Source organism: Streptomyces sp. RP5T (assembly GCF_003933965.1).
Lineage (GTDB): Bacteria > Actinomycetota > Actinomycetes > Streptomycetales > Streptomycetaceae > Streptomyces.
The window spans coordinates 1-20,213 of the sequence record NZ_RSAJ01000028.1 but is presented as its reverse complement, the minus strand read 5'-3'; the positions used below and the strand labels follow the sequence as shown (position 1 = coordinate 20,213).

17 protein-coding genes are annotated in these 20,213 nt (G+C 68.4%); 12 read left to right on the top strand and 5 right to left on the bottom strand.

Translation table 11 applies throughout. The features are described from left to right. Nucleotides 1-210: 210 nt before the first annotated feature. From EHS43_RS05270 to EHS43_RS05235, 8 genes are all read left to right on the top strand, one after another. Complete coding sequence (locus tag EHS43_RS05270) at nucleotides 211-1,578, top strand: amidase family protein (RefSeq protein WP_125189351.1); 1,368 nt, start codon at nucleotides 211-213, stop codon at nucleotides 1,576-1,578. A 20-nt stretch (nucleotides 1,579-1,598) separates the two neighbouring features. Then, complete coding sequence (locus tag EHS43_RS05265; RefSeq protein ID WP_125189350.1) at nucleotides 1,599-2,609, top strand: carbon-nitrogen hydrolase family protein; 1,011 nt, start codon at nucleotides 1,599-1,601, stop codon at nucleotides 2,607-2,609. After that, a complete protein-coding gene (locus tag EHS43_RS05260; protein ID WP_099935568.1) occupies nucleotides 2,606-3,340 on the top strand; it encodes an IclR family transcriptional regulator in 735 nt (244 codons plus the stop codon). The genes EHS43_RS05265 and EHS43_RS05260 overlap by 4 nt, the downstream gene beginning before the upstream one ends. Nucleotides 3,341-3,445: 105 nt before the next feature. After that, the gene (locus EHS43_RS05255) at nucleotides 3,446-5,074 is read left to right on the top strand and encodes a thiamine pyrophosphate-dependent enzyme (protein WP_125189349.1); all 1,629 of its coding nucleotides are present in this window, start codon (nucleotides 3,446-3,448) and stop codon (nucleotides 5,072-5,074) included. A 39-nt stretch (nucleotides 5,075-5,113) separates the two neighbouring features. Further along, nucleotides 5,114-6,055 carry a malate dehydrogenase gene (locus EHS43_RS05250; protein ID WP_125189348.1) on the top strand — a complete coding sequence of 314 codons (942 nt, stop codon included), beginning with the start codon at nucleotides 5,114-5,116 and terminating at the stop codon, nucleotides 6,053-6,055. A gap of 58 nt (nucleotides 6,056-6,113) precedes the next feature. Beyond that, nucleotides 6,114-7,574 carry an aldehyde dehydrogenase family protein gene (locus tag EHS43_RS05245; RefSeq protein ID WP_125189347.1) on the top strand — a complete coding sequence of 487 codons (1,461 nt, stop codon included), beginning with the start codon at nucleotides 6,114-6,116 and terminating at the stop codon, nucleotides 7,572-7,574. Nucleotides 7,575-8,456: 882 nt separating this feature from the next. Continuing rightward, entirely contained in the window at nucleotides 8,457-9,278 is an 822-nt protein-coding gene (locus EHS43_RS05240) for a hypothetical protein (protein WP_260470395.1), read from the top strand. 480 nt (nucleotides 9,279-9,758) lie between these two features. Further along, nucleotides 9,759-11,711, top strand: a complete 1,953-nt coding sequence (locus EHS43_RS05235; protein ID WP_260470394.1) for a caspase family protein — start codon at nucleotides 9,759-9,761, stop codon at nucleotides 11,709-11,711. A 4-nt stretch (nucleotides 11,712-11,715) separates the two neighbouring features. Here the strand turns inward: EHS43_RS05235 and EHS43_RS05230 are convergent, their stop codons facing one another. Then, nucleotides 11,716-14,454: a CHAT domain-containing protein gene (locus EHS43_RS05230; protein ID WP_260470393.1), complete on the bottom strand. Its 2,739-nt coding sequence runs from the start codon at nucleotides 14,452-14,454 to the stop codon at nucleotides 11,716-11,718. A 361-nt stretch (nucleotides 14,455-14,815) separates the two neighbouring features. Then, nucleotides 14,816-14,998, bottom strand: a complete 183-nt coding sequence (locus tag EHS43_RS05225; RefSeq protein ID WP_125189346.1) for a hypothetical protein — start codon at nucleotides 14,996-14,998, stop codon at nucleotides 14,816-14,818. Between the two features lie 127 nt (nucleotides 14,999-15,125). On the opposite strand from EHS43_RS05225, the gene EHS43_RS05220 reads away from it, so the two are divergent. After that, entirely contained in the window at nucleotides 15,126-15,524 is a 399-nt protein-coding gene (locus tag EHS43_RS05220; RefSeq protein ID WP_125189345.1) for a transposase, read from the top strand. Between the two features lie 773 nt (nucleotides 15,525-16,297). Here the strand turns inward: EHS43_RS05220 and EHS43_RS05215 are convergent. Both EHS43_RS05215 and EHS43_RS05210 read right to left on the bottom strand, forming a co-directional pair. Continuing rightward, entirely contained in the window at nucleotides 16,298-16,576 is a 279-nt protein-coding gene (locus EHS43_RS05215; RefSeq protein WP_125189344.1) for a BlaI/MecI/CopY family transcriptional regulator, read from the bottom strand. Between the two features lie 97 nt (nucleotides 16,577-16,673). Then, nucleotides 16,674-16,877: a hypothetical protein gene (locus EHS43_RS05210; RefSeq protein WP_125189343.1), complete on the bottom strand. Its 204-nt coding sequence runs from the start codon at nucleotides 16,875-16,877 to the stop codon at nucleotides 16,674-16,676. On the opposite strand from EHS43_RS05210, the gene EHS43_RS05205 reads away from it, so the two are divergent. Next, nucleotides 16,878-17,714 carry a hypothetical protein gene (locus tag EHS43_RS05205; RefSeq protein ID WP_125189342.1) on the top strand — a complete coding sequence of 279 codons (837 nt, stop codon included), beginning with the start codon at nucleotides 16,878-16,880 and terminating at the stop codon, nucleotides 17,712-17,714. Nucleotides 17,715-18,567: 853 nt separating this feature from the next. Continuing rightward, a complete protein-coding gene (locus EHS43_RS05200) occupies nucleotides 18,568-18,813 on the top strand; it encodes a hypothetical protein (RefSeq protein ID WP_260470392.1) in 246 nt (81 codons plus the stop codon). Between the two features lie 155 nt (nucleotides 18,814-18,968). Here EHS43_RS05200 and EHS43_RS05195 read toward each other — a convergent pair whose 3' ends face one another. After that, nucleotides 18,969-19,739, bottom strand: a complete 771-nt coding sequence (locus EHS43_RS05195; protein ID WP_125189341.1) for a hypothetical protein — start codon at nucleotides 19,737-19,739, stop codon at nucleotides 18,969-18,971. Between the two features lie 224 nt (nucleotides 19,740-19,963). Here EHS43_RS05195 and EHS43_RS46215 point away from each other — a divergent pair, with 224 nt between their 5' ends. Then, complete coding sequence (locus EHS43_RS46215) at nucleotides 19,964-20,137, top strand: hypothetical protein (RefSeq protein WP_185806115.1); 174 nt, start codon at nucleotides 19,964-19,966, stop codon at nucleotides 20,135-20,137. Nucleotides 20,138-20,213: the final 76 nt, after the last annotated feature.

Here is a 20,213-nt window from a genome sequence, read left to right as displayed (position 1 = left end):
CCGTCGGAGCCTGGACAGGGCATGGATTCGATATGCGAGACAGCTGAGCCGTCGGTGACCTCAATGAGACGTCCAGTTGCAGGCAGGGGGCGTGGAGGCGATACGACACGTCCATCACGGGGTCGCGAGGGCTCCCGGAGACCTGTCTGGAGTCTCGCATTGCGAAACAGCCCTGTTCACCGGCAGCGGCGAGGCCCTTATGGTCCGCCCATGCACACCGCCCTCTCCCGGCTCGCCGCCGGGACGTCCACCAGCGTCTCGCTCACCGAGGAACTCCTCACACGTGCCGAGCGGGCCGGCAACCTGGGGGCCTACGTCACCCTCGACGCCGACCGCGCTCTCGCCGAGGCCGCAGCGGCGGACCGTGGCCCCGCGCGGGGCCCGCTGCATGGGCTGCCGATCGCGGTCAAGGACAACATCCATGTCGCCGGACTCCCCAACACCGCGGGCTGCGAGGCGCTCGCCGGATTCGTCCCGGACCGCGACGCGCAGGCGATCACCCGGCTGCGCGCCGCAGGCGCGATCGTGCTGGGCAAGACCAACATGCACGAGCTCGCCCTGGGAGCCACCACCGCGGGCGGCCCGTACGGCCCCGCCCGCAATCCGGCCGACCCCAGCCGTTTCGCGGGCGGAAGCAGCGGCGGCACGGCCACGGCCGTCGCCGCGGGTCTGGCCCCGGCCGGGCTGGGCACCGACACCGGCGGCTCGGTCCGCGTCCCGGCCGCGCTCACCGGCATTGCCGGTCTCCGCCCGACCACGGGCCGTTACCCGGCCGGGGGAGTGACCCCGCTGTCGTGGACCCGCGACACCATCGGACCCATGGCTCCGACCGTCGCGGACCTGGTCCTGCTGGATGCCGTCCTCGCCGCCGACCACGCCCAGGCCGAGGAACCCTACCCGCGCGATGTCGTGCTCGCAGTACCCGAGCACCACTTCACCGAGCCCCTGCATCCCCGTACCGCCGAGATGTGGGAGCACTCCCTGGACGTCCTGAGGAGTGCCGGGGTCAGGCTCGTGCCGGTACGGCTGCCGGAGGTCGAGACGGCCGAGGAACGGGCCGGATTCCCGATCACCCTCTACGAGGCGGCCAGGCAGCTGCCCGAGTATCTGAGCACGGCGACGGGTGGCATCGATCCGGCGGAACTCCTGACCCGCATCACCCACCCGGACGTACGCACGACCATGGAGCGGGTCGTGTTCCCGCAGGCGGTCACCGAGACGGCGTACAAGGTCGCCATCGAGGTCCGCGACCGTGTCCTCGTGGACGGCTACCGGCGGATCTTCCGCGAAACCGGAGCCCATGCCGTGCTCTTCCCGACCACCCCCCTGCCCGCCGGACGCATCGACACCGACACCGAACGTGTACGGCTCGACGGTGTCCTGCGCCCGTCCTTCCCCACCTACATCCGCAACACGGGACCCGGCAGCGTCGCCGCTGTTCCCGGCCTCACCGTGCCCGTCCGGTCGGCGGGCCCGGGACTTCCGGTGGGGGTGGCGCTCGACGCGCCCTGGAACACCGACCGACGGCTCCTGGGCCTCGGCCTGCTGGTCGAAAAGCTCCTGGAAGCGGGAGCATGAAGAGAAGGAGACGACCGGACATGACAGACACCATCCGCCGGTTCAAGGCCGCGGCCGTCCAGGCCGAGCCCGCCTGGCTCGACGCCGAGGCCGGGGTCGCCAAGACCGTCGACCTGATCGCGGAAGCGGCCCGGGGCGGTGCCTCGCTCATCGCCTTCCCGGAAGTGTGGATTCCCGGCTACCCGCACTTCCTGTGGCTGGGCGCGGTCGCCGACCAGGTCCCCTTCGTCGGCCGCTACCACGCCGCCTCGCTCGCCCCCGACGGCGACGGACTGACCACCATCCGCCGCGCCGCCCGGCAGCACGGCATCACCGTCGCGCTCGGATACAGCGAGAAGGACCACGGCAGCCTCTACATCACCCAGACCGTGATCGCCGCCGACGGCAGCGTGCTGCTGCACCGCCGCAAGCTCAAGCCGACCCACGTCGAGCGCACCTTGTTCGGCGAGGGCGACGGCAGCGACCTGAAGGTCGTCGACAGCGCGCTCGGCCGGCTCGGGGCCCTGAACTGCGCCGAACACCTGCAGCCGCTCAGCAAGTACGCCCTGTACGCGCAGAACGAGCAGGTGCACGTGGCCAGTTGGCCGTGTTTCGGTCTCTACCGCGACCTCGCCTTCCAGCTCAGCGCCGAGGCCAACATCGCCGCGTCCCAGGTCTACGCCATCGAGGGCAGCGCCTTCGTCCTGATGGCCACCCAGGTCATCTCCCCGGCCGGCATCGACGTCTTCGCGTCCACGCCCGAGCAGCGCCGCCTGCTCACCGCCGGCGGCGGGTGCTCACGGATCTTCGGCCCCGACGGACGTACCCTCACCAAGGACGTCGACGAGGGCGAGGAGGCACTGGTGTACGCCGACATCGACCTCGACGAGATCGACCTCGCGAAGAACGCCTACGACCCGGCCGGGCACTACGCACGCGCCGACGCCACGTACCTCGTTCACCGGCGCGAAGCCCGCCGCCCCGTGCTCGGTGAGGCGGTTCCCGCCGAGAGCGTGTTCCCGGCGCTGGACGACGAGATCATCGGACCATGACCCGACCCGCTGAAGACCCCCCGCCGAGCCGGCCCTCCGTTCAGACCCTGGACCGGGGGCTCAGGCTCCTGGAAGTGATCGCGTTGTCGGACGTGCCGCTGACACTGGCCGAACTGAGCCAGCAGATGGGGCTGCACCGCTCGATCGTCTACCGCCTGCTGCGCACCCTCCAGGACCACCACCTGGTCGCGCACACCACCCACGGGTACGTCATCGGCACCCGCGCCCAGTCACTGGGCCGGCGCACCCTGCCCATGCTCCAGCGGATCGCCAAACCGGAGATCGCCAGGCTGGCCGCGCGGGTGGGCCTGACCTCCTTCTTCGTCGTCCGGGACGGCGAAGAAGCGGTGACGCTGGTCTCCGTCGAGGTCGAGAGCACGCGCTCGCGCACCGTCTACAGCCCCGGCGACCGGCATCCGCTGACCCTGGGCTCCCCGGGCATTGCCATGCTGTCCGCCGAGCCCCAACTGCTCGGTGAGCGACCGGAGATCAGCCGGGCGCGGGCCAGCGGATACGCCACCACACGCAACGAGGTCGTGCGCGGCCTCGGGACGATCTCGGCACCGGTCGTGTCGGCGCCCGGCCACGCCGTCGCCGCCGTGTCGATCGCCTTCACCGTCGAACACCCCGGCCCGCCACAGATCGAGGCCGTCCTCGACACAGCCCGCCGCATCACCGGCCGGTTGCGCGGCGAACTGTCCACTGGAGCGGTTCTGCCCGGGGTCGAATGACGTGTCCGCTTACGCGGGTACGACTCGTTTCGCATAGCGAACGTGCCTGTGGTTCGCGGGGGATGCACGGCCTAGCGTCCCGTCCTGTCAGAAAGGGGACCAGAGATGACCACGGCCGCCCACGCCAGGACCGTCAAGGAACAGACCTTCGACGTTCTGCGCGAGTACGACCTCACCACCCTCTTCAGCAATCCGGGCTCCACCGAGGTCGGCTTCCTCGCCGACCTGCCGGCCGACATCTCCTTCGTGCTCGGCCTGCACGAGGGCTCGGTCGTCGGGATGGCCTCCGGCAGCGCCCTGGCCACCGGTCGCCCCGCGCTCGTCCTGTTGCACACCACCGCCGGATACGGCAACGCCGTCAGCGCCCTGGCCACCGCCCGCGCGAACCGCGCGCCCCTGGTGGTGATCGTGGGCCAGCAGGACCGCCGGCATCTGGCCCACGAGCCCTTCCTGGCCGGCAGGTTGGACGGCCTGGCGGGGGAGTACCCGGTATGGCAGCACACGCCGGCCCGTCCGCAGGATGTCCCCGGCGCCGTGGCCCGCGCCTGGCACGAGGCCCAGGAAGGCCGTGGCCCGGCGGTCGTCGTGGTCCCGATGGACGACTGGTTCGCCGAGGCCGAGGAGGATGTCGCTCCGGGTGCGCCGCGCGAGCCGCTCGCGGTACGAGGCAGTCGTACGGCCTCCGACGACGCTCTGGCCGACCTCGGCGCGCTCTTGACGGCCGCCGAATCGCCCTGTCTCGTGGCGGGCGCCGGCAACGACTCGGCGGACGGCTGGCAGGCGCTCGTCACGCTGGCCGAGCGCCTCGACTGCCCGGTCTACCAGGAGCCGTTCGGCGCCCGTGCGGGATTCCCCCAGGACCACCGTCTCTTTGCCGGCCACCTCCCCGCGGTCCGCCCCGCACTGCGCGAGGCGCTCGCCCCGTACGACACGGTCCTGGCCGTCGGAGCCGCCGCGTTCCGTCAATACACCTACGCTCCGGGCGACTTCACTGTGGCGGGCACCCGGGTCGCCGTCATCACGGACGATCGGGAGGAGGCTCACCGCAGCCCGGCGGAGCTGATCCTGCTCGCCGAACCGGCCGACACCGTACGCCGGTTGGCGCCACTGGTGCCCGACGTGCCGCGTTCCTCGGTACTGAATCGGCCAACAACGCCCCAGTCCCCCGCGCCCGGTGAGCCCCTGCGGGCCGCTCACGTACTGGCCGCCCTCGCCGAGCGGCTCGATCCGAAGGCCGTGGTGGTCGAGGAGACCCCCTCCAGCCGCCCGGACCTGCACCGGCTGCTGCCCGCCCGCGCGCCGCTCGGCTTCCTCAGCGCGGCCATGGGCGGGCTGGGCTTCGCCATGCCGGCCGCGATCGGAGTCCGCCACGGCGCCCCGGACCGGCCCGTCGTGGCCGTGCTCGGCGACGGCTCCTCCCTTTACTCGATCCAGGCCCTGTGGAGCGCCGCCCACTACGGCATCGGCGTCCTGTTCGTCGTCCTCGCCAACGGCCGCTACGCGATCATGGACCGCCTCTCCGAGCGTGAGGGCTCGGCGGCCCCGGCCTGGCCCGCGTTCACCGAGCTGAGCGTGTCGACCCTCGCCCGGGGGCTGGGCTGCCCGGCCGAACGGGTCGAGGACCACGTCGCGTTGCTGTCCGTACTGGACAAGGTCCTGCCTACGCTGGCGGACCGGCATGAGCCGCTCGTGCTCGAGGTCACCGTCGAGGCCGACGCCCACTACTCCTCCTGACCCGTTGAACTGTCCCGCCGAGCACGGAAGGCACAACACGTGAAGGTCGTCATCATCGGAGGCGCCGGCGGCATCGGCTCCTCCGCCGCGTTCAATCTGCTCTCCGCGCAGGGGACGTACGAGATCGTGCTCGTCGACACCCGCCCGAACATGATCACCAGCCACACCATGGACCTGGAGAACGCCCTCGGCCTCGGCGCCACCGCCGACACCGTCCGGGGCGGCACCCCGGAGGACGCGCTCGACGCGGACGTGGTCGTGCTGAGCGCCGCCGTCCCCCTGCGGCTGAACTCCTCCCGTTCGGTCTTCCTCGCCGACAACGCGCGGATCGTGAACGAGTGCCTTCGTCCCCTGCGGGAGGCGGGAGCGGACTTCGTCGGACTGGTGCTCCTGCTCACCAACCCCGTCGACCCGCTGCTGACCTGGGTGCAGCGGCAGGGCTGGCTGCCCCGCGAGCGGCTGATCGGCTACACCCTCAACGACAGCCTCCGGCTGCGCACCGGGATCGCGTTCGCACTCGGCGTGCCGCCGAGGGACGTCGACGCCTGGATGCTCGGCGAGCACGGCGAGGGCCAGGTCCCGCTGTACAGCCGGGTCACGGTCGGCGGGGAGCCCGTCGTGCTCAGCGACGAACAGCGGTCGGCCGCCGAGGAGTACGTGGACACCTGGTACTCCAAGCACGTCGCCCTGGACTCCGGCCGCACCTCCACCTGGACCACCGGCCTGGGCACCGCCCGCCTCATCGAGGCGATCGCCACCGGTTCCGGAACCCTTGTCCCCGCCTCTGTCGTGCTGGACGGCGAGTACGGCGTGCACGGCACCAGCCTCACCGTGCCCGTCGAACTCGGGCCCGAAGGCGTACGCCGCATAGCGGCCTGGGACCTGCCGGAGGAGGAAGCGGACGGCATGGTCCGGGCCGCGGCCCGTGTCGAGGCAAGCGCCTCCGAACTGACCGACCAGGTCGTGGCCCGGCAGTCCTGACACCGCTCACCCGCACCACCACGTATCAACGACGCTACGTAGCAAGGAGAACGACCCCATGGCCATCACCCGAGACCTGCACATCGCCGGCAGAGACGTGCCCGCCGCCTCCGGCCGCACCACCGACGACATCAACCCCTTCACCGGGGAGGTGTACGCCACCGTCGCCGCCGCCGGTCCCGAGGACGTCGTGCGTGCCGTGGACGCAGCCGACGCGGCGTTCGAGGAGTGGGCTGCACTGGCCCCCTTCGCCCGTCGGGCGATCTTCCTGAGGGCCGCCGACCTGCTGGACGGACGCGGCACACAGGTCGCCGACCTCATGGCGCAGGAGGTGGGCGGCACCCGGCCGTGGGCGTTCTTCAACGTGGGGTTGGCGGCGAACATCCTGCGCGAGGCCGCGGCCGCGATCACCGCCCCGCGCGGCGAGGTGCTCAGCGCGCAGGAACATGGTGCGCTGGGCCTGGCGGTGCGCGAACCGCTGGGCGTGGTCGCCGCGTTCGCTCCCTGGAACGCACCCGTCATCCTGGGCGTGCGCGCCGTGGCGGCGCCCTTGGCCGCGGGCAACACGGTCGTCGTCAAGGCGAGCGAGGACGCACCGATCGCCTGCGGGCTGCTGGTCGCCGACGTGCTGCGGGAGGCCGGGCTGCCGGACGGAGTGCTCAACGTCATCACCAACGCCCGTGAGGACGCGGCCGAGATCGCCGAGACGCTGATCGCAGACGAGCGGGTGCGGGCGGTGAACTTCACCGGTTCCACGGTTGTCGGGAGGACCGTCGGAGAGCTGGCAGCCCGTCACCTCAAGCCGTCCCTGCTGGAGTTGGGTGGCAAGAACGCGGTGCTCGTCCTCGACGACGCGGACGTGGACTACGCCGTGGACGCGGTGTCGTTCAGCGTGTTCATGAACGCCGGGCAGATCTGCATGTCCGGCGACCGGATCCTCGTCCACGAGTCCCTGGCGGAGGAGTTCACCCGGAAGTTCACCGCGAAGGCGGACTCGCTGGCGGCCGGCGACCCCGGGGAGCCGTACACGGTCGTGGGCCCGCTGGTGAGCGCACAGGCCGCACGGCGGGTGGCCGACCTGGTCGCGGACGCCGTGGCGAAGGGTGCGAAGGTCCTGGTCGGCGGTGGTGAACCGGACGGCGCGGTCCACCCGGCGACCGTCCTCACCGAGGTCCCGAGGGACGCGGACCTGTACCACGCGGAGGCGTTCGGCCCGGTCTGCGTCATTGAGACCTTCACCGACGACGACACCGCGGTGACCCTCGCCAACGACACGGACAACGGCCTGACCTGCGGCATCATCACGGAGAACGCCACCCACGGACTGACGGTGGCGCGCCGGATCCGTACGGGCATCGTGCACATCAACGACCAGTCCGTGGCCGACGAGCCGCAAGCCCCGTTCGGTGGGGCGAAAGCCTCCGGGTTCGGGCGCTTCGGCGGCCGTTGGGGAATCGAGGCGTTCTCCAACACCCGCTGGGTGACCATCGCCACCCAGCAAGCGCACTACCCCTTCTGAACCGACTTGTCGGTCACTTCCCTCGGTCCACCCGCGCGCCGCCATCGCGCCGACAAACCGCGTCAGCTCCGCTTCCCGCTGCCCGGGATCGATGGGCCCGCCGTAGCCGGGGAACACCTCCCGGGCCGGAACGTCGGCACCCCACTGGGGTGCCCTCCAGTCCGTCGTGGTGTGCGCCGGCGGCAGCTGGTGCTTGGGTGTGCGGTCGCTCATGGCTCTGCTCTCTGCCTGGAGCCCCTCACTTCCCATTACACACCTGTCCTGGGAAGTCGGCCTGGCAGCGTGGATCCCCGCCCGGCTGGGCGGGGATCTAGCGCTTGAGCCCCGTCACCGGGGAAACTGCCCGGCGCGGCGTCGTTGGCTTGAGCGGCGAGGCCCACGACGATCCGCCGGCGCACGAACGGCGCAGGTTTGCGTGGCCCCGGCGGAGTCTGGGTCGTTCAGTATCTGGCCGCACCGCAGCCCCTGCCCCGGGGCTCTGACCGTCGCGCAGGCGAAGCGGTACTGCGCTGGACGATCCCGCCGTACGAGCCTGACCCGTGTGTGCCACTCGACCGAGCCGAGTGATCACGCGCCGATTCTGCCACCCGTCGGAGTCCTCTCGAGGGCCGTCTCCGTCATGAGGGTGGGAATTACTTCGGATACCCACGGTCTGCTGCAGCCGTCGCGGGAGCGGAAGGCCCAGGACGTGCATGACGGGAAGCTCCTCAGCTGTTCGTGGCTATGAGCGGCCGAACGTGCGGGAATCCGGCGGATCAGCTCCTCCCTCCCGGGATACCCTCGCACCCTTGCCTGATCAATTTCTCGTTCCAGGCTTCCTGTTCCGACCTTCTTCCGGGGGAAATCATGGGGATATCCGTACGCCGGTCCGTGTCGCGGAGAGTGGCGAGTGCAGCCCTCGGGTGCGTGCTGCTCAGCGGAGGAACCGGGGCCTGCGGGACGGGTGGCGAGAGCAGTTCCGGCAAGTCCGCGCAGCCGCCGGCGCCGGCCCTGACGCCCGCCGAGGCCGTGGCGAAGGCCGCGGAGGACTCCGCCGACATCACGTCCCTCCGTTACCGGATCACCGGATCCGTGCCGGATCGGGGCCGGTTGACCGTCGACGCAGCCATGAGCACGGCGCCGCTGTCCATGACCATGGAACTGACGATGCCGGACCAGCGCGCGAAGCGCCCGCTGAGCATCCGGTTCGCTGGTAAGGCGATGTACGTCGGCGGTGGCGCGCTCGACATCCGCAAGTTGGGGAGATCCGCGAACCTGGACCCCGACAAGTTGAACGGCAAGAGCTGGCTCCGCGTCGAGCCGGCGGCCTGGGGTCTCATCTCCGTGAACAACCAGTCCTACGGCATCCTGCCCCATCAGGTCGAGGGCAGCCCGATCGTCCAGTCCACGCTGCTGACTGGCGCCAAGGACACGAGGAAGATCGGGGCCGAGACGATTCTCGGCGCCCGGACCACGCACTACCGCGGAACCGTCACCTTCGACGGACTGCGGGACGCCCAGGATGCTGCCACCGACAAGGCCAGCCGGGAACGCCAGACCCACAGCCTTGACCAGTTCATCGCGCTGGAGCTCGACAAGAACCTCACCATGGATCTGTGGATCGACGACGACGGGCGCACCAGGCAGTTCCGCATGCGGGGCGCCACCTCCAAGTTGCCCGTCAACGCCGGCGAAGAGCCGACGTCGGTGATCCCGTCGACATGACCGTCGCCTTCCTCCGGATCAATGAGCCGGTCACCGTCACCACCCCGTCCGCCGGGGACACCACGGACCTGGGTGCCCTGCTGGACGCGCAGAACGGCTGACCTTGTCCTGTCTTTCAGGCGGCCCGGCGTCGGCATCGAGGCCGGCACCGTCGGCACGGCGCATCGAGTGCTCCGCCGAGCTCCCTGCTTACCCACGACACGGTGGGGGAGGAGCAGGTGCAACAGCGCGGCCCGACCGAGCTCCATTGCGGATCCGCCGTGGTGTGTCAACGGCGGGCACAGTGCCGGGCTTTGCCCAGGGGTTGAGTATGCGCTGTTCCCCGGCATGCAGCGGCGGGGCAGAACTACTGGTGAAGGGGCAATGTTCCAGGGCTGCGCTATTCGGCTGGCGGGGGAAGCCCAACACACCCGTGCGCTGTCTGTGGTGGGGGGACAACGGCTGCGTCGGCACTCCGCTATGACGCACGCGATCTGTCCCATGAACTACCGGAATGCACCCGCACGTCACCCCGCCGACTGGCAGGATCGCCACATGCGGACTGTGTACGCCCTCTTTGTCGGCATCGACGCCTATCCCGTGTCTCCCCTGGCTGGCTGCGTGAACGACGTGGTGGCCGCCGAGCAGTGGCTGCGCAGACAGCCTGATGTGTGGCCCGAGGTCGAGTGTCTGCGCGACGCGGATGCCACCCGATCCGCTCTCAGGAAGGGCATCGAGGAGCATCTTGGCAGCAGCGAACCGGACGACACGGCCCTGTTCTGGTTCAGCGGGCACGGCAGTGAACGCCCCACCGACAACCCCTTCGCGCCGACCGGCACCAGCCAGGCCTTGGTGTGCCACGACAGCCTCACCAACGGCGGTCAACCGCTGCTCGACAGTGAACTCGGCGTCATGCTCGACAGGATCGCCCGCAAGGGCGTCCATGTCCTCGCCGTGCTCGACTGCTGCCATGCAGGAGGCGCGACCCGCGGCGAAGACAGAAGCGAGTCCCGCGACGCGACCGTGCGTGCGGTCGAATGGAAGTCGTGGTGGCAGCAGGAGACCAGCGGCAGCCACCAGAACAGCCGCGGTGCCGGCGTCCGAGCAACTGCCCCGGGCCTGACGCCCGAGCACGTACTGGTCGCTGCCTGCCGCCCGCACGAGAAGGCGTACGAGGAGTTCATCGAAGACGAGAGCCGCGGCTGCTTCTCTCACTCCTTGCTGGACACGCTCGATCGCCTCGGCCCCGCCGCGACATATGGCGCGGCCTATGCCCTTGTCGAGGAACGCGTCCGAGCCCGCCAACGCGGCCAGCATCCCGTGTTCCGGGGCCCGGCCACGGAACGCTTCCTGCTCGGTGAAAAGACGGACAGCTCTCCTTTCCTGCTCCGGTACACGACTGCGGGCTGGGAGGTGGACTGCGGTGCAGCCCACGGTCTGCGCGCGGCGGGCGCCGAGTTCATCCTTCTCGAACCGGACGTTCTGCAGCCGCGAGTGGTGACCGTGCGCGAGGTGCGGGCGGAGACCTCGATCGTCGCCCCCGTGGCGTGGCAGCCGACAGACATGGACACGAACACCGCGTACACGGTCACTCCGTCGGCGCTTGCCTTCCCGGCTGCACGAGTGACCGTCACGGGGTCGGCGGACGAGGTCCGCCTCGTCGAGGAAGCTGTCGCGGCTTCGTCCCTGCTGACCACCAGCGGGCAGGAACCGCCGCCCACCGGTCGGGGTCTGGTCCTGTTCGTGAAGGCGGGCGGCGGCTGGGCGGAGGTCTCCGGAGGCGCGGGCCACTCCATCACCGGGTTGCGACTACTGACAGCGGCCGACGCCCGCCACATTGCGGACTGCTGCGCCCACATCGCCCGCTGGCACCAGTTGCGCGACCTCACCAATCCGGACAGCTCGCTGTCCTCGATGGTGCGCGTGAGTATCGAGCCGCTCGTCGGCGGGTTTAAGCCCAGCAAGACGGGCGACATCGTCTGCTCGTACACACTGGACGGCGGCGAGCCGCAGGTGCGAGTGCGGATCCATAATCAGTCGGGAACCAGGCTGTGGTGCGTGCTGCTGAACCTGACCGACAGCTACGCGTCTTCTGTCAACCTCTTCGACGGCGACTTCGTCGGCCCCGGGTGCGCTGGCACCGCCCGGCGCGGTGAACCGGTGTGGCTGCGCCTGCCCCCGGGGCGGGAAATCGTGAGCGGCGCCGCGGCTCAAGACGTGCTCAGGGTGATCGTCGCGGAGAACCCTCTGAACACGGAACCTTTCCAGCTGCCCGCGTGGCCGCCCGACCAGCCAGGACGGGGCCCTGCGTCTCCGGGCTCTGGGGAGGACCTCGACCGTGTGCTGCGTGTGATGAGGGGACAGCGTGACAAGCGGGACATGGGCGGGCCATCCGGCAGCAGGATCGCGCTGTGGGGTACAGCCTCGGTGGAGATCCGCACCGAAGTGCCATGACGGTTCACCACCCGAGATGCGTGAAACCGGCCCATCCCACGAGATCCGATTCCCTGAGCTGGGGCACTCGCTCCTTCATGGGGGTCGGCATCTCGGGGGGCGCCACGCGCATGGGATCCAGCATCCACGTCTGTGCGCTGCGCAGGGCCGTCCCTGGTGTCTGTCCCTCCTGGTTCAGGTAGTGGTGAGTCATGTACATGAGCAATGACGTCGTATCGTCGGGGACCGGCCAGAGTGACCCGACGACCGACCGGGCGCCGGCAACTAGGAACGCGGTTGCCATGCTGTAGGCCTCATCCCACCCGCGCCCGGACACGTTAGACCGGCATGCGGCCAGCACCACCAACTCCAGCCCCGGGTACCGGGCTGACCCTTCCGTGAGTTCCTCGGCCGGCAACCTGCGCCCGTCGGCGAGCCTGAGATACGAGCTGTGCCGTTGGCCCTGCTCCACCTGCTCGCCCTGCTCCACCATCCCGTGACAGGCCAGATGCAGCACTCCGCCCCGCTGGCGTCCGAGCCAGTCCTTCACGGCCGCCGGTGTAGCGATTCCAGGCCCGAGCAGATCACCGCCCGGATAGAACGTCTTGAGGATGGCGTTTGCCTCCTCACCCGCATGCGGAAGGTTTCGCTCCGGATCGCCGACCACGAGCGTCTGGTGCATCCGCGTTGCCGGGCGTTCGGCCACTTCGCACAGGAGCCTGGCCGAGGGGATGTACGAGATGTTCGCCTCCTGGCACGCATACCGCCCGGAGCCCGGCAGCCGCGCCGCGTGCCAGGGCACGGCACTCAGCTCCGCCATCGGCACCAGGACCAGCGATGGCTCCTTCCCCTCAGGCCCCGGAACTTCCCTGAGCAGCGGCTCCATCACAGCCCGCCCTGCCCAGTCGCACAGCAGTCCCAACGCCCCAGGATCGTAGGGCGGCGGGACTGAGTCCTCCGTGGGCGGCCCGCCCGCGTCCCGCCCTGGGCTCCCGGTGCGGCGATAGGCTACAAGTTCGGGAGCGGCCAGGTTCAGGGAGGGCAGCCGCACGGCCCGCACGCCGCCGGCTGATGTGATCACCAGCGCGGCCCCGGGTTGCCTTTCCGTCTTTGGCAGCAGGTAGACGAGCGCTGTCCGGCCCATGGTGCGCAGCGCAACGCCGATCCGGTCGGGTTCCGGCACATCCTGCATCCGTTCCCCGTGCGGGGAGTTCTCCAGCGCCTTTAGCACTCGTCTGCGTAGACGGCTCGACTGAACTGGCTGGCCTGCGCTCGCTGCGGCATGGGCGGCGCTCCATGGTTTTCCGGGCAGAACATCACCCGCAGTACGCCACTCGTCGGCAAGTTTCTGTTCCTCTTCGCCTTCGCCGAGTGCGTCCAGCATCTTCTCCACGGACGCCCACACAGTGGCGGCGTGCAGGGTGAGTCCTCGACCCGCCTCCAGCGCGCGGACGGCGTCAGTAAGCGCATCGGCACCCAGGCACCAGCCAGCAACGGTGAGGGCCCGCTGCCCGACCCCCTGGGCGTTCTCCGCCGCATGGGGTGTACCCGACTGGAGCAGGACGCTCCGCACGGCGCCGGTCACAGCATCCAGGCCAGTACGTCGGGCGGCGTCGAGGTCCGCGCGGCCGGAGGGTTCGTGCGGGAACACCTCGCCCCTGGCCCACAGGGCCAGGGCCAGGGTGAAGGACATGTCGGCCCACATCGGATGCTCGCACTGCTCGGACGCCCGCACAGCACGAGTGAGCCAGTCGATCCCAAGGTCGAACGAACCCGGCTGATGGCCTTCGCCAATACCATCTCGCTCAGCAATCCAGAAGTGACCCCACCCAAACTGGTAGACGTAGGGGGTCCAGCGCCAATCGTCCAGCTCGAGGAGTTCGATACCTTCGCCGAGCAAGGAGAGGGCCTCCCGTGCCCCTGCTGGATCGTCAGTCGCCACCGCGCGAAGCAGACGGGCTACACCCGTCTCGCACAACACGGACAGACGCATATACGCGGGGAGCGCCCGTGCCTGGTCCCTCACCGCGTCGGCGGAATGCACGCAACGCTCGCCCTCGGTGTCACGTCCCTCGCCCCGTGCGGCACGAAGCCCCTGTAACGTCTCCCAGGCCAACTCGCGCCAGGCTTCCATCCGCAGCCGCACTGGCCCATTGAGAGGCGACGCGTCCAGCACGGTGTCCAGTTCGACCATCCTGGCCACAAGGGCACCTTCGTCTTCCCTCCTCGATGCCTGCTGCATCCGAAGGAAGGCAATCACCGCATCCAACAGATGATCTTTCTCGGCGCGGGCCGCACGGGTTCCTCGGAGTGCGTTCAACTCCTCAATCGCGGCGTCGAAGTCATCAGCGCCGCCGAACAGACCCAGGTGGAAACGCAAGAATGCCCGCACCAGGTCGAGTTCCGGCGTGTCGCCAGACGCAGTTCCACGTGCCCGCTCAACGATATCAAGCTCCACCTGAAGGGCGGCCGGGTTGCCCATCCCTAAGCGCATGCCACGTGACGCCGAGAAGAGCACAGCGGTTGCCTGCCATGCCGCCTGACCATGGCGGAGAACCTCTTCGCAGAGTTCGATGCGCGCGTATTCATCGGACAGCCTCCCCACGAACCCCAGGTAGTGCATCATCTTCAGAATGATCGCGGCCTGCCAGCCGGACGAGGGTGTACCTCTCGCGCCTGCCCTGAAATCCGCGCACAGTCTGTTCCATGCCTCGTCCGCAGTGGCACACCCCAGGCCATCCAGAATCACCGAAGCGATACGCACCAAGTCCTCTGGACTGCTCGCCCCCTGCTGGACAGCCAGCCCAACGTCCCGGTGAAGCACATACAGGTCGTAGGGCTGGTCTTGCGTGTATCTCCTGCGGCTCAACACAGCACCCCCGATGCAAAACGCCCAGACCGCAGACCTAACGATTCCTGCTCTACAGCATTATGCGTCTCTTCGAGGCGCTCCGAGGGCCGACCAGAATTTTCACTCCCTCTTGCATCAATCGTGCCAGCATGCACCCAAGGCACACGTTCGACAGCCTTTTCGATTGACGCACCGTCATCCAATGTGCAACGCATTAGATTGCGCCGAGTGGCCCGTGCTGTCACAGGAAACGGAGGTTGTTGGCCTGAAGTGTCTATTTGATTTTCCGGAGGGCCGCGAGGTAGTTGGCCCAGCTGTCCTGGGCGAGCGCCGCCCACTGGTTCGCGGTGTTCCTGTGGACACCGAAAAGATCGCTGATGACGATCGGCGGTAGTTCCCCGGCCATGCCGAACAGGGCCGTGTTGCGGGCGGCGATGGTGGGCAGACCGTGTCTCATGAGTTGTCCGGACAACGCTTCTGGGCTGCGTGGTCGGGACTGTCCTGAAGTTTGCGTATGCCCCGGTATGACCCGTCTGGCATGAGATGCGGTCTCTGCCGGGAAGGATCACTGATGGGCAGTCCACATGGTCCGCAACAGTCTCAAGTGCGCCTCGACCAAACACTGGTCACAGATCGCCAAGGAACTCCGCCAGGTCTATACGGCTGCCACCGTCGACGCCGCCGAGCAGCGGTTCGCCGAGTTCGAGGAGATCTGGGGCGCCCGCTACCCGGCCCTGATCGGGGTCTGGCGCCGCAGCTGGGAACACTTCGTGATGTTCCTGCGGTTCCCGCCCGAGATCCGCAAGATCGTCTACACGACCAACATGATTGAGTCCCTCAACTCCCGCTTCCGCCAGGCGACGAGGCGCCGGGGACTTTTCCCGAATGAGGAAGCAGCCCTGAAGGTCCTCTACCTCGTCATCCGGGACCGCCAGCCCAACCGGCGGCACCTGCTGCTCGGCTACTCCGGCTCCCGCTCCTGACGGCCTGCAGCTACCAACTCAGGTGACGACGGGGGAGAACAGATGATCAGCGACATCGCCGGGATCGCGACGGCGGTGGGTGTGCTGCTGGCGGTCGGAGGGCTGCGGCAGGGCCAGCGCCAACGGATCGCGCGTTCGAGGACTTCTGTGTCAGCCGCTATTGGATGCTTCTGGACCGCCTCTCTCTCCGCGCTACCACAGGGCACGATGACGGCGAAGAACTCGAGGAGGAGGACCACAAGGCACTGCTGGCTTATCTGTCACTCTGCGAGGACGAGCTCGATCTGCGCGCCTCCGGATGGATCAGCGACGCCACGTGGGACATCTGGCGGAAGGGGATGCGGACCCAGGTGGACCAATGGCCAGTCAGCAAGGTATGGGGTCAGGCAGAGCAAGCCGCCGAGCAAGGTCACGGCCAGGCGTTCACCCAACTCCGCCGATTCATGTCCAGCGGCCCTGGAGGGGAAGATCCGTGCGAGCTGAGCGGGTGGACTCGCCGTCTTCGAGGGCTGCGAGGATGGATCGTTCCCTGACATCGAAGATCATGGCGAAACGCGCCGGACACCTACTGCCTGATCTGCATCGTTAGCGCCAGCAGCGGCCTGACTTGCGACGCAGGGTCGTCCGTCGGTCCGGCCCGCCAGTGTGGCCTGCTGGGCAATCACATACAAAACATCCCCACAAAACACGCAAGCCCCCGTATGCACCCTAAATATCAGGCGCATGCGACGCCAGAACGCAAAACCGCCAGTGCTGGCTGCGGGCTGGGACGGCTACGGGGCTTTCTCGGGTTGAGCCTCCTGTTGGTGTGACTCGGCCGGGACGGATGGCGTGGTCTGGGGTGCATCGGGGGCGGTGTAGTAGACGGAGCGTCCTTGCTTGGTGCGCTGGGCCTGGCCCTTGGCGACGAGGTTTTCGACGGTGGTGCGTACGACGGTGTTCTTGATGCCGCGTTCGGGGTGAGATTGGTCGAGGGCGGCGGTGATCTCGATACTCCTGGAAGGCGTGGAGGACGTCGTGATGCCGGCCAGCTGCGCCGTAGAGACGGGCAAGGCGGAAGCTGGCCTGAGGGGCGCCGACGTGGTCGCGGTGAAACCGGCTCCACGGAGCGGGACGGGCGTCGACTTGCCGACGACGAGGGCGGCGTACTCACCGCTGATCGCGCGCGGTGCCGTCGACGTGCACGACGTCGGTGCGGATGTACCGGATGTTCAGGTCCGCCAGGTCGGGAATGATCGGGGGATGACCGATGACCTTCCCGCCAGCCCAGCCCCCGAGCCGGCATCGCGCCCTGGCGACCAGGACGACCTTCGCGCCCTGGCAGCTGCGCGTCGGCTGAGCGTGGACGACCACATGTTCACCGCCCCCACCCTGCCGGGGACGTTGCGGCTGCAGTTGTTCACCGCTCCCGGGGCGCGCCCGGTCGCGGTGGCGACCCAGATCGCCGGCGAGGAGGGCATGAGCCTGATGAATGGGGTGGAGAGGTTCGCGGGCGCGGTGTGGGAGCGGCACTGCCCCGACCAGGACCTGCCGCCAGTGTGGGTGGAACAGCAGTTGGAGGCACAGGCACAAGGGGTACCGCGGGAGAGCCGCATTCGGCACGTGGTGTTCGCCGGCGTCGACCGCTACCGCCCGCACGGCCCGCGCTGGTCGGTGATCACCCACGAGCAGTTGCAGGACCTGGTTGGTGCGACGGTCGCCACGGACCGCGGCACCGGTTACGTGCCGCGCGCCGTCGAGCCGGAACCGCGGCTGGTGTTCGCCCAGTTCGCAGTGGCCCGTCTCGCCCGCCCGAAGCCGTTCCGCGAGCCGGCGTGCATGCCGGCCGGGGTGCCCTGGTGGCGCCGCTGGACACGGCAGGTGCGGCCGGACCGCGGGGCCGCCCGTACCTGCTGCTGGTACCACGGCGGCGACTGGCACGCGGTCAACGCGATGGCGCTGGAGCTCCTCGAGCGGGCCCGCGCGCAGTCCGTGGAACCCGACGGCATGGAGGAGTTCGCCATCGCCCACGCGGACGCGGCCGTAGCCTCCCAGTGGCATACCGAGGCGCTGGCCTCGCTGTTTAGCGTCTCCAACGCGATCCAGCCGGCCAGCCAGACCGGTTACATCAACGGCCAGCACCGGGCCCAGGCCATGCTGGAGGCCGGTGTCCGGCGCACTGTCGTCCTGCACTACGTCGACGAGCCGTAGTCCCCCCCCGGCGTCGCCCGGCGTCCACTCGCATCACCGCTCGTCAGCACCGAACAGCCACGCCGGACATCGGCCGCCGCCCGGCGAGATCGATGCCGCCCGGGGACCTTGCAAGCCCAGCCTGCACAGGCTGGCCCGCGGCACCCATCGGCAGGGGCTGGCGATGAGGGTGCGCAGGGCCGACGTTGTGCGCCCTGCCGCGGTCTCTCCCGGCTGCTGGAGGCGATCGGCGGCCATGCCCCGCGCGGTCGACGGCGTCGCTCGGCTGCCGCCGAGATGGCGGGGGCGGTGGTGGTGCTGTGGCGGGCCGCGCGCGAGCCGCCTGCCGCCCGTCGCGGGCGCCCTGAGTGACGCGGCCGTCGAGGATACGGTGTGGCTGGAGCTGATGCGGGCGAACGCCGCGTATTCCCCGCCCTTGATGGATGGCGACTGGTCGCCGAGCGCGCCGCCGCCCGTCGCGGTGCCAAGGATGAACTGCTGCTCCTGTGCCGCGAGCAGGCCTGCGGGGACGTGGCGGGATGCGGCTGTACGACGGCATGCCCGTACGCTGCTGGACACCGCGACGGCTCAGCCCCGGGTTGAACTTACCGATGTCGTAATCGAGTTGAGGATGGCTCTGGTCAACGCCGGTGAGCTCGGCGCCGCCCGGGCCAGGCCCCGGCGTACGGCGGGGGGGGGTGCTCATGCTGCTCGTATCAGCCCGATACCTCCGCTCTTCGGCCCGCCTACCGGGGGATGTACGCGGAGAGCTCGGCGCGCAGGTCCCTGCCGGCATCACTTGCCAATACGGCTGATCACGACGGCTTTTAACATGGCGTCACTTGCGAGGATCCTTGGGGAGGGGACGCTCGGGATGAAGATGCTGCGGCCGTCGAAGCCGACGAGTGAGCAACTGACAGTGATCAACAACTACAAGCCGGGCGTGTTCGTCGTGAGGGGCGCCGCGGGAAGCGGGAAGACGACGACGGCTCCGTTCCGGCTGCGGTTCACGGTCGGTTTCTGGCAGCGCCGACACCGTGACGGCTTCATCGACGGCACGGTCAGGGTCCTGGTGTTGACGTACAACCGCACTTTGCGTGGCTGTATCAATCTCACTTGAGTGGAACAGCTTGTTTGAGGTGTTTTAGGGCGCGCTGTAGGAGATGGGGGCGCGCATTCGACTGGGGAGTGCTCTTGTCGATTCCTCTCGCATCGCATGCAGGGGTCTGGCTTTAACGCGCTTCTGCGATTCATTCGGCGGCTACTGCCCCAGTATCACCACACCCAAGGGAAGCTACATGAAGGAGTGCCGCCATTTCCAGATGTTTCGACAGTGATGCTCGAGGAAGGAATTCGAATCGCCTTCTTATTGGTGGAATTGTAGAAGAGGGAGATTCCGTTACTGGTTCCCATGTAGAGCAAACGTAGATTTTGGTGCAGCGTGGCCCCTGATTGGCGATCGCGGACCGTCGCCCTTGGCGCGGAAAGATCAAGTGCTGTGAATTTGCACATGGTTAGCGGCGCGACTTCACGGCCGTGTCGTACTGACTCTCTACTGGCTGCGACGTAGTCACTTGCCCTGAAGTAGACATGCGTGAAGGAGAAAATTACAAACCCAACTCCGTATGCAGCCAAGCTCCATTTGGCGGCATTCCGCCACCACTCTCTCCTTCTTGAATTCCTTGTGGCGTTTCTATTATTTTTTGGTGACCGTTTCCCTCTAGTGCTCAGCCAAACGATCAGCGTAATCACCAGAAACGCCATGACGTAGAGGGAAAGGGCTGCCAGTAGTAGGGCTGAACCCAGAAGAATCACCGCAAGAAAGCCGTAAGACCTAAACAGTGTTTCCTGGTATCCGATGCCGACCTCGATAGGGTCGATGTTGAGCGGATTGTAAAACTGCTCGCCGAAGCGATTGAGTACTGCGAACAAAACGAAGCCCGTGGCGGCCGTGATAGTGGCAAATGTGGGAAGGCTGAATGCAATCTTAGGAAGGCTGGAAATCAGGCTAGATGGGTTGAAATTTCTTGGGTCCTCTTGAGACATGTTTGCGGTTGTAGCAGAGGGTCGGCCTTATTGATGCGTGACACGCTGATCTGTTCATGCGCTGGGAGGGTGTGTACGGCCTGGCGGCAGATCCGCCGACCGCAGGTCGGCGACGGTGGCGCCGACAGCAGACGGGAGGAGAGGCGGATTACGGCAATGTCGGAGGGGACCTGAGTTGGTCCCACTCGAATGACTACGCGTCCCACGGATGGCGCCTGCTCCCCATGCCTTGGTCTTCCTCTTCGTCGGCCCCCACCCCGACGCCGGCACCCGGCATTCCGGCACCTCGACCGGCCCCGCAGCTGCGCCAGTACACCGACGACATCGAGCACGTCCGCGTCCTGTACTTCGTTACCGCCCTGCGCACCGTGGTCGTCGTCGCCTACATCGAGGTGTAGGCCGGCGGGCCGTGCGGCCCGGGGTGGTCATCGGAGTTCGGTGATGGGGGTGAGGGGGCGTGGCCGGGTGAGGATG

Excerpts from the sequence above, each read along its gene's own strand:
- EHS43_RS05200 (WP_260470392.1), top strand. The coding sequence starts at position 18,568 with ATGAAGATGCTGCGGCCGTCGAAGCCGACGAGTGAGCAACTGACAGTG.
- EHS43_RS05255 (WP_125189349.1), top strand. The coding sequence starts at position 3,446 with ATGACCACGGCCGCCCACGCCAGGACCGTCAAGGAACAGACCTTCGAC.
- EHS43_RS05195 (WP_125189341.1), bottom strand. The coding sequence starts at position 19,739 with ATGTCTCAAGAGGACCCAAGAAATTTCAACCCATCTAGCCTGATTTCC.
- EHS43_RS05270 (WP_125189351.1), top strand. The coding sequence starts at position 211 with ATGCACACCGCCCTCTCCCGGCTCGCCGCCGGGACGTCCACCAGCGTC.
- EHS43_RS05245 (WP_125189347.1), top strand. The coding sequence starts at position 6,114 with ATGGCCATCACCCGAGACCTGCACATCGCCGGCAGAGACGTGCCCGCC.
- EHS43_RS05235 (WP_260470394.1), top strand. The coding sequence starts at position 9,759 with ATGAACTACCGGAATGCACCCGCACGTCACCCCGCCGACTGGCAGGAT.
- EHS43_RS05205 (WP_125189342.1), top strand. The coding sequence starts at position 16,878 with ATGTTCACCGCCCCCACCCTGCCGGGGACGTTGCGGCTGCAGTTGTTC.
- EHS43_RS46215 (WP_185806115.1), top strand. The coding sequence starts at position 19,964 with ATGCCTTGGTCTTCCTCTTCGTCGGCCCCCACCCCGACGCCGGCACCC.
- EHS43_RS05220 (WP_125189345.1), top strand. The coding sequence starts at position 15,126 with ATGGTCCGCAACAGTCTCAAGTGCGCCTCGACCAAACACTGGTCACAG.
- EHS43_RS05265 (WP_125189350.1), top strand. The coding sequence starts at position 1,599 with ATGACAGACACCATCCGCCGGTTCAAGGCCGCGGCCGTCCAGGCCGAG.
- EHS43_RS05260 (WP_099935568.1), top strand. The coding sequence starts at position 2,606 with ATGACCCGACCCGCTGAAGACCCCCCGCCGAGCCGGCCCTCCGTTCAG.
- EHS43_RS05225 (WP_125189346.1), bottom strand. The coding sequence starts at position 14,998 with ATGAGACACGGTCTGCCCACCATCGCCGCCCGCAACACGGCCCTGTTC.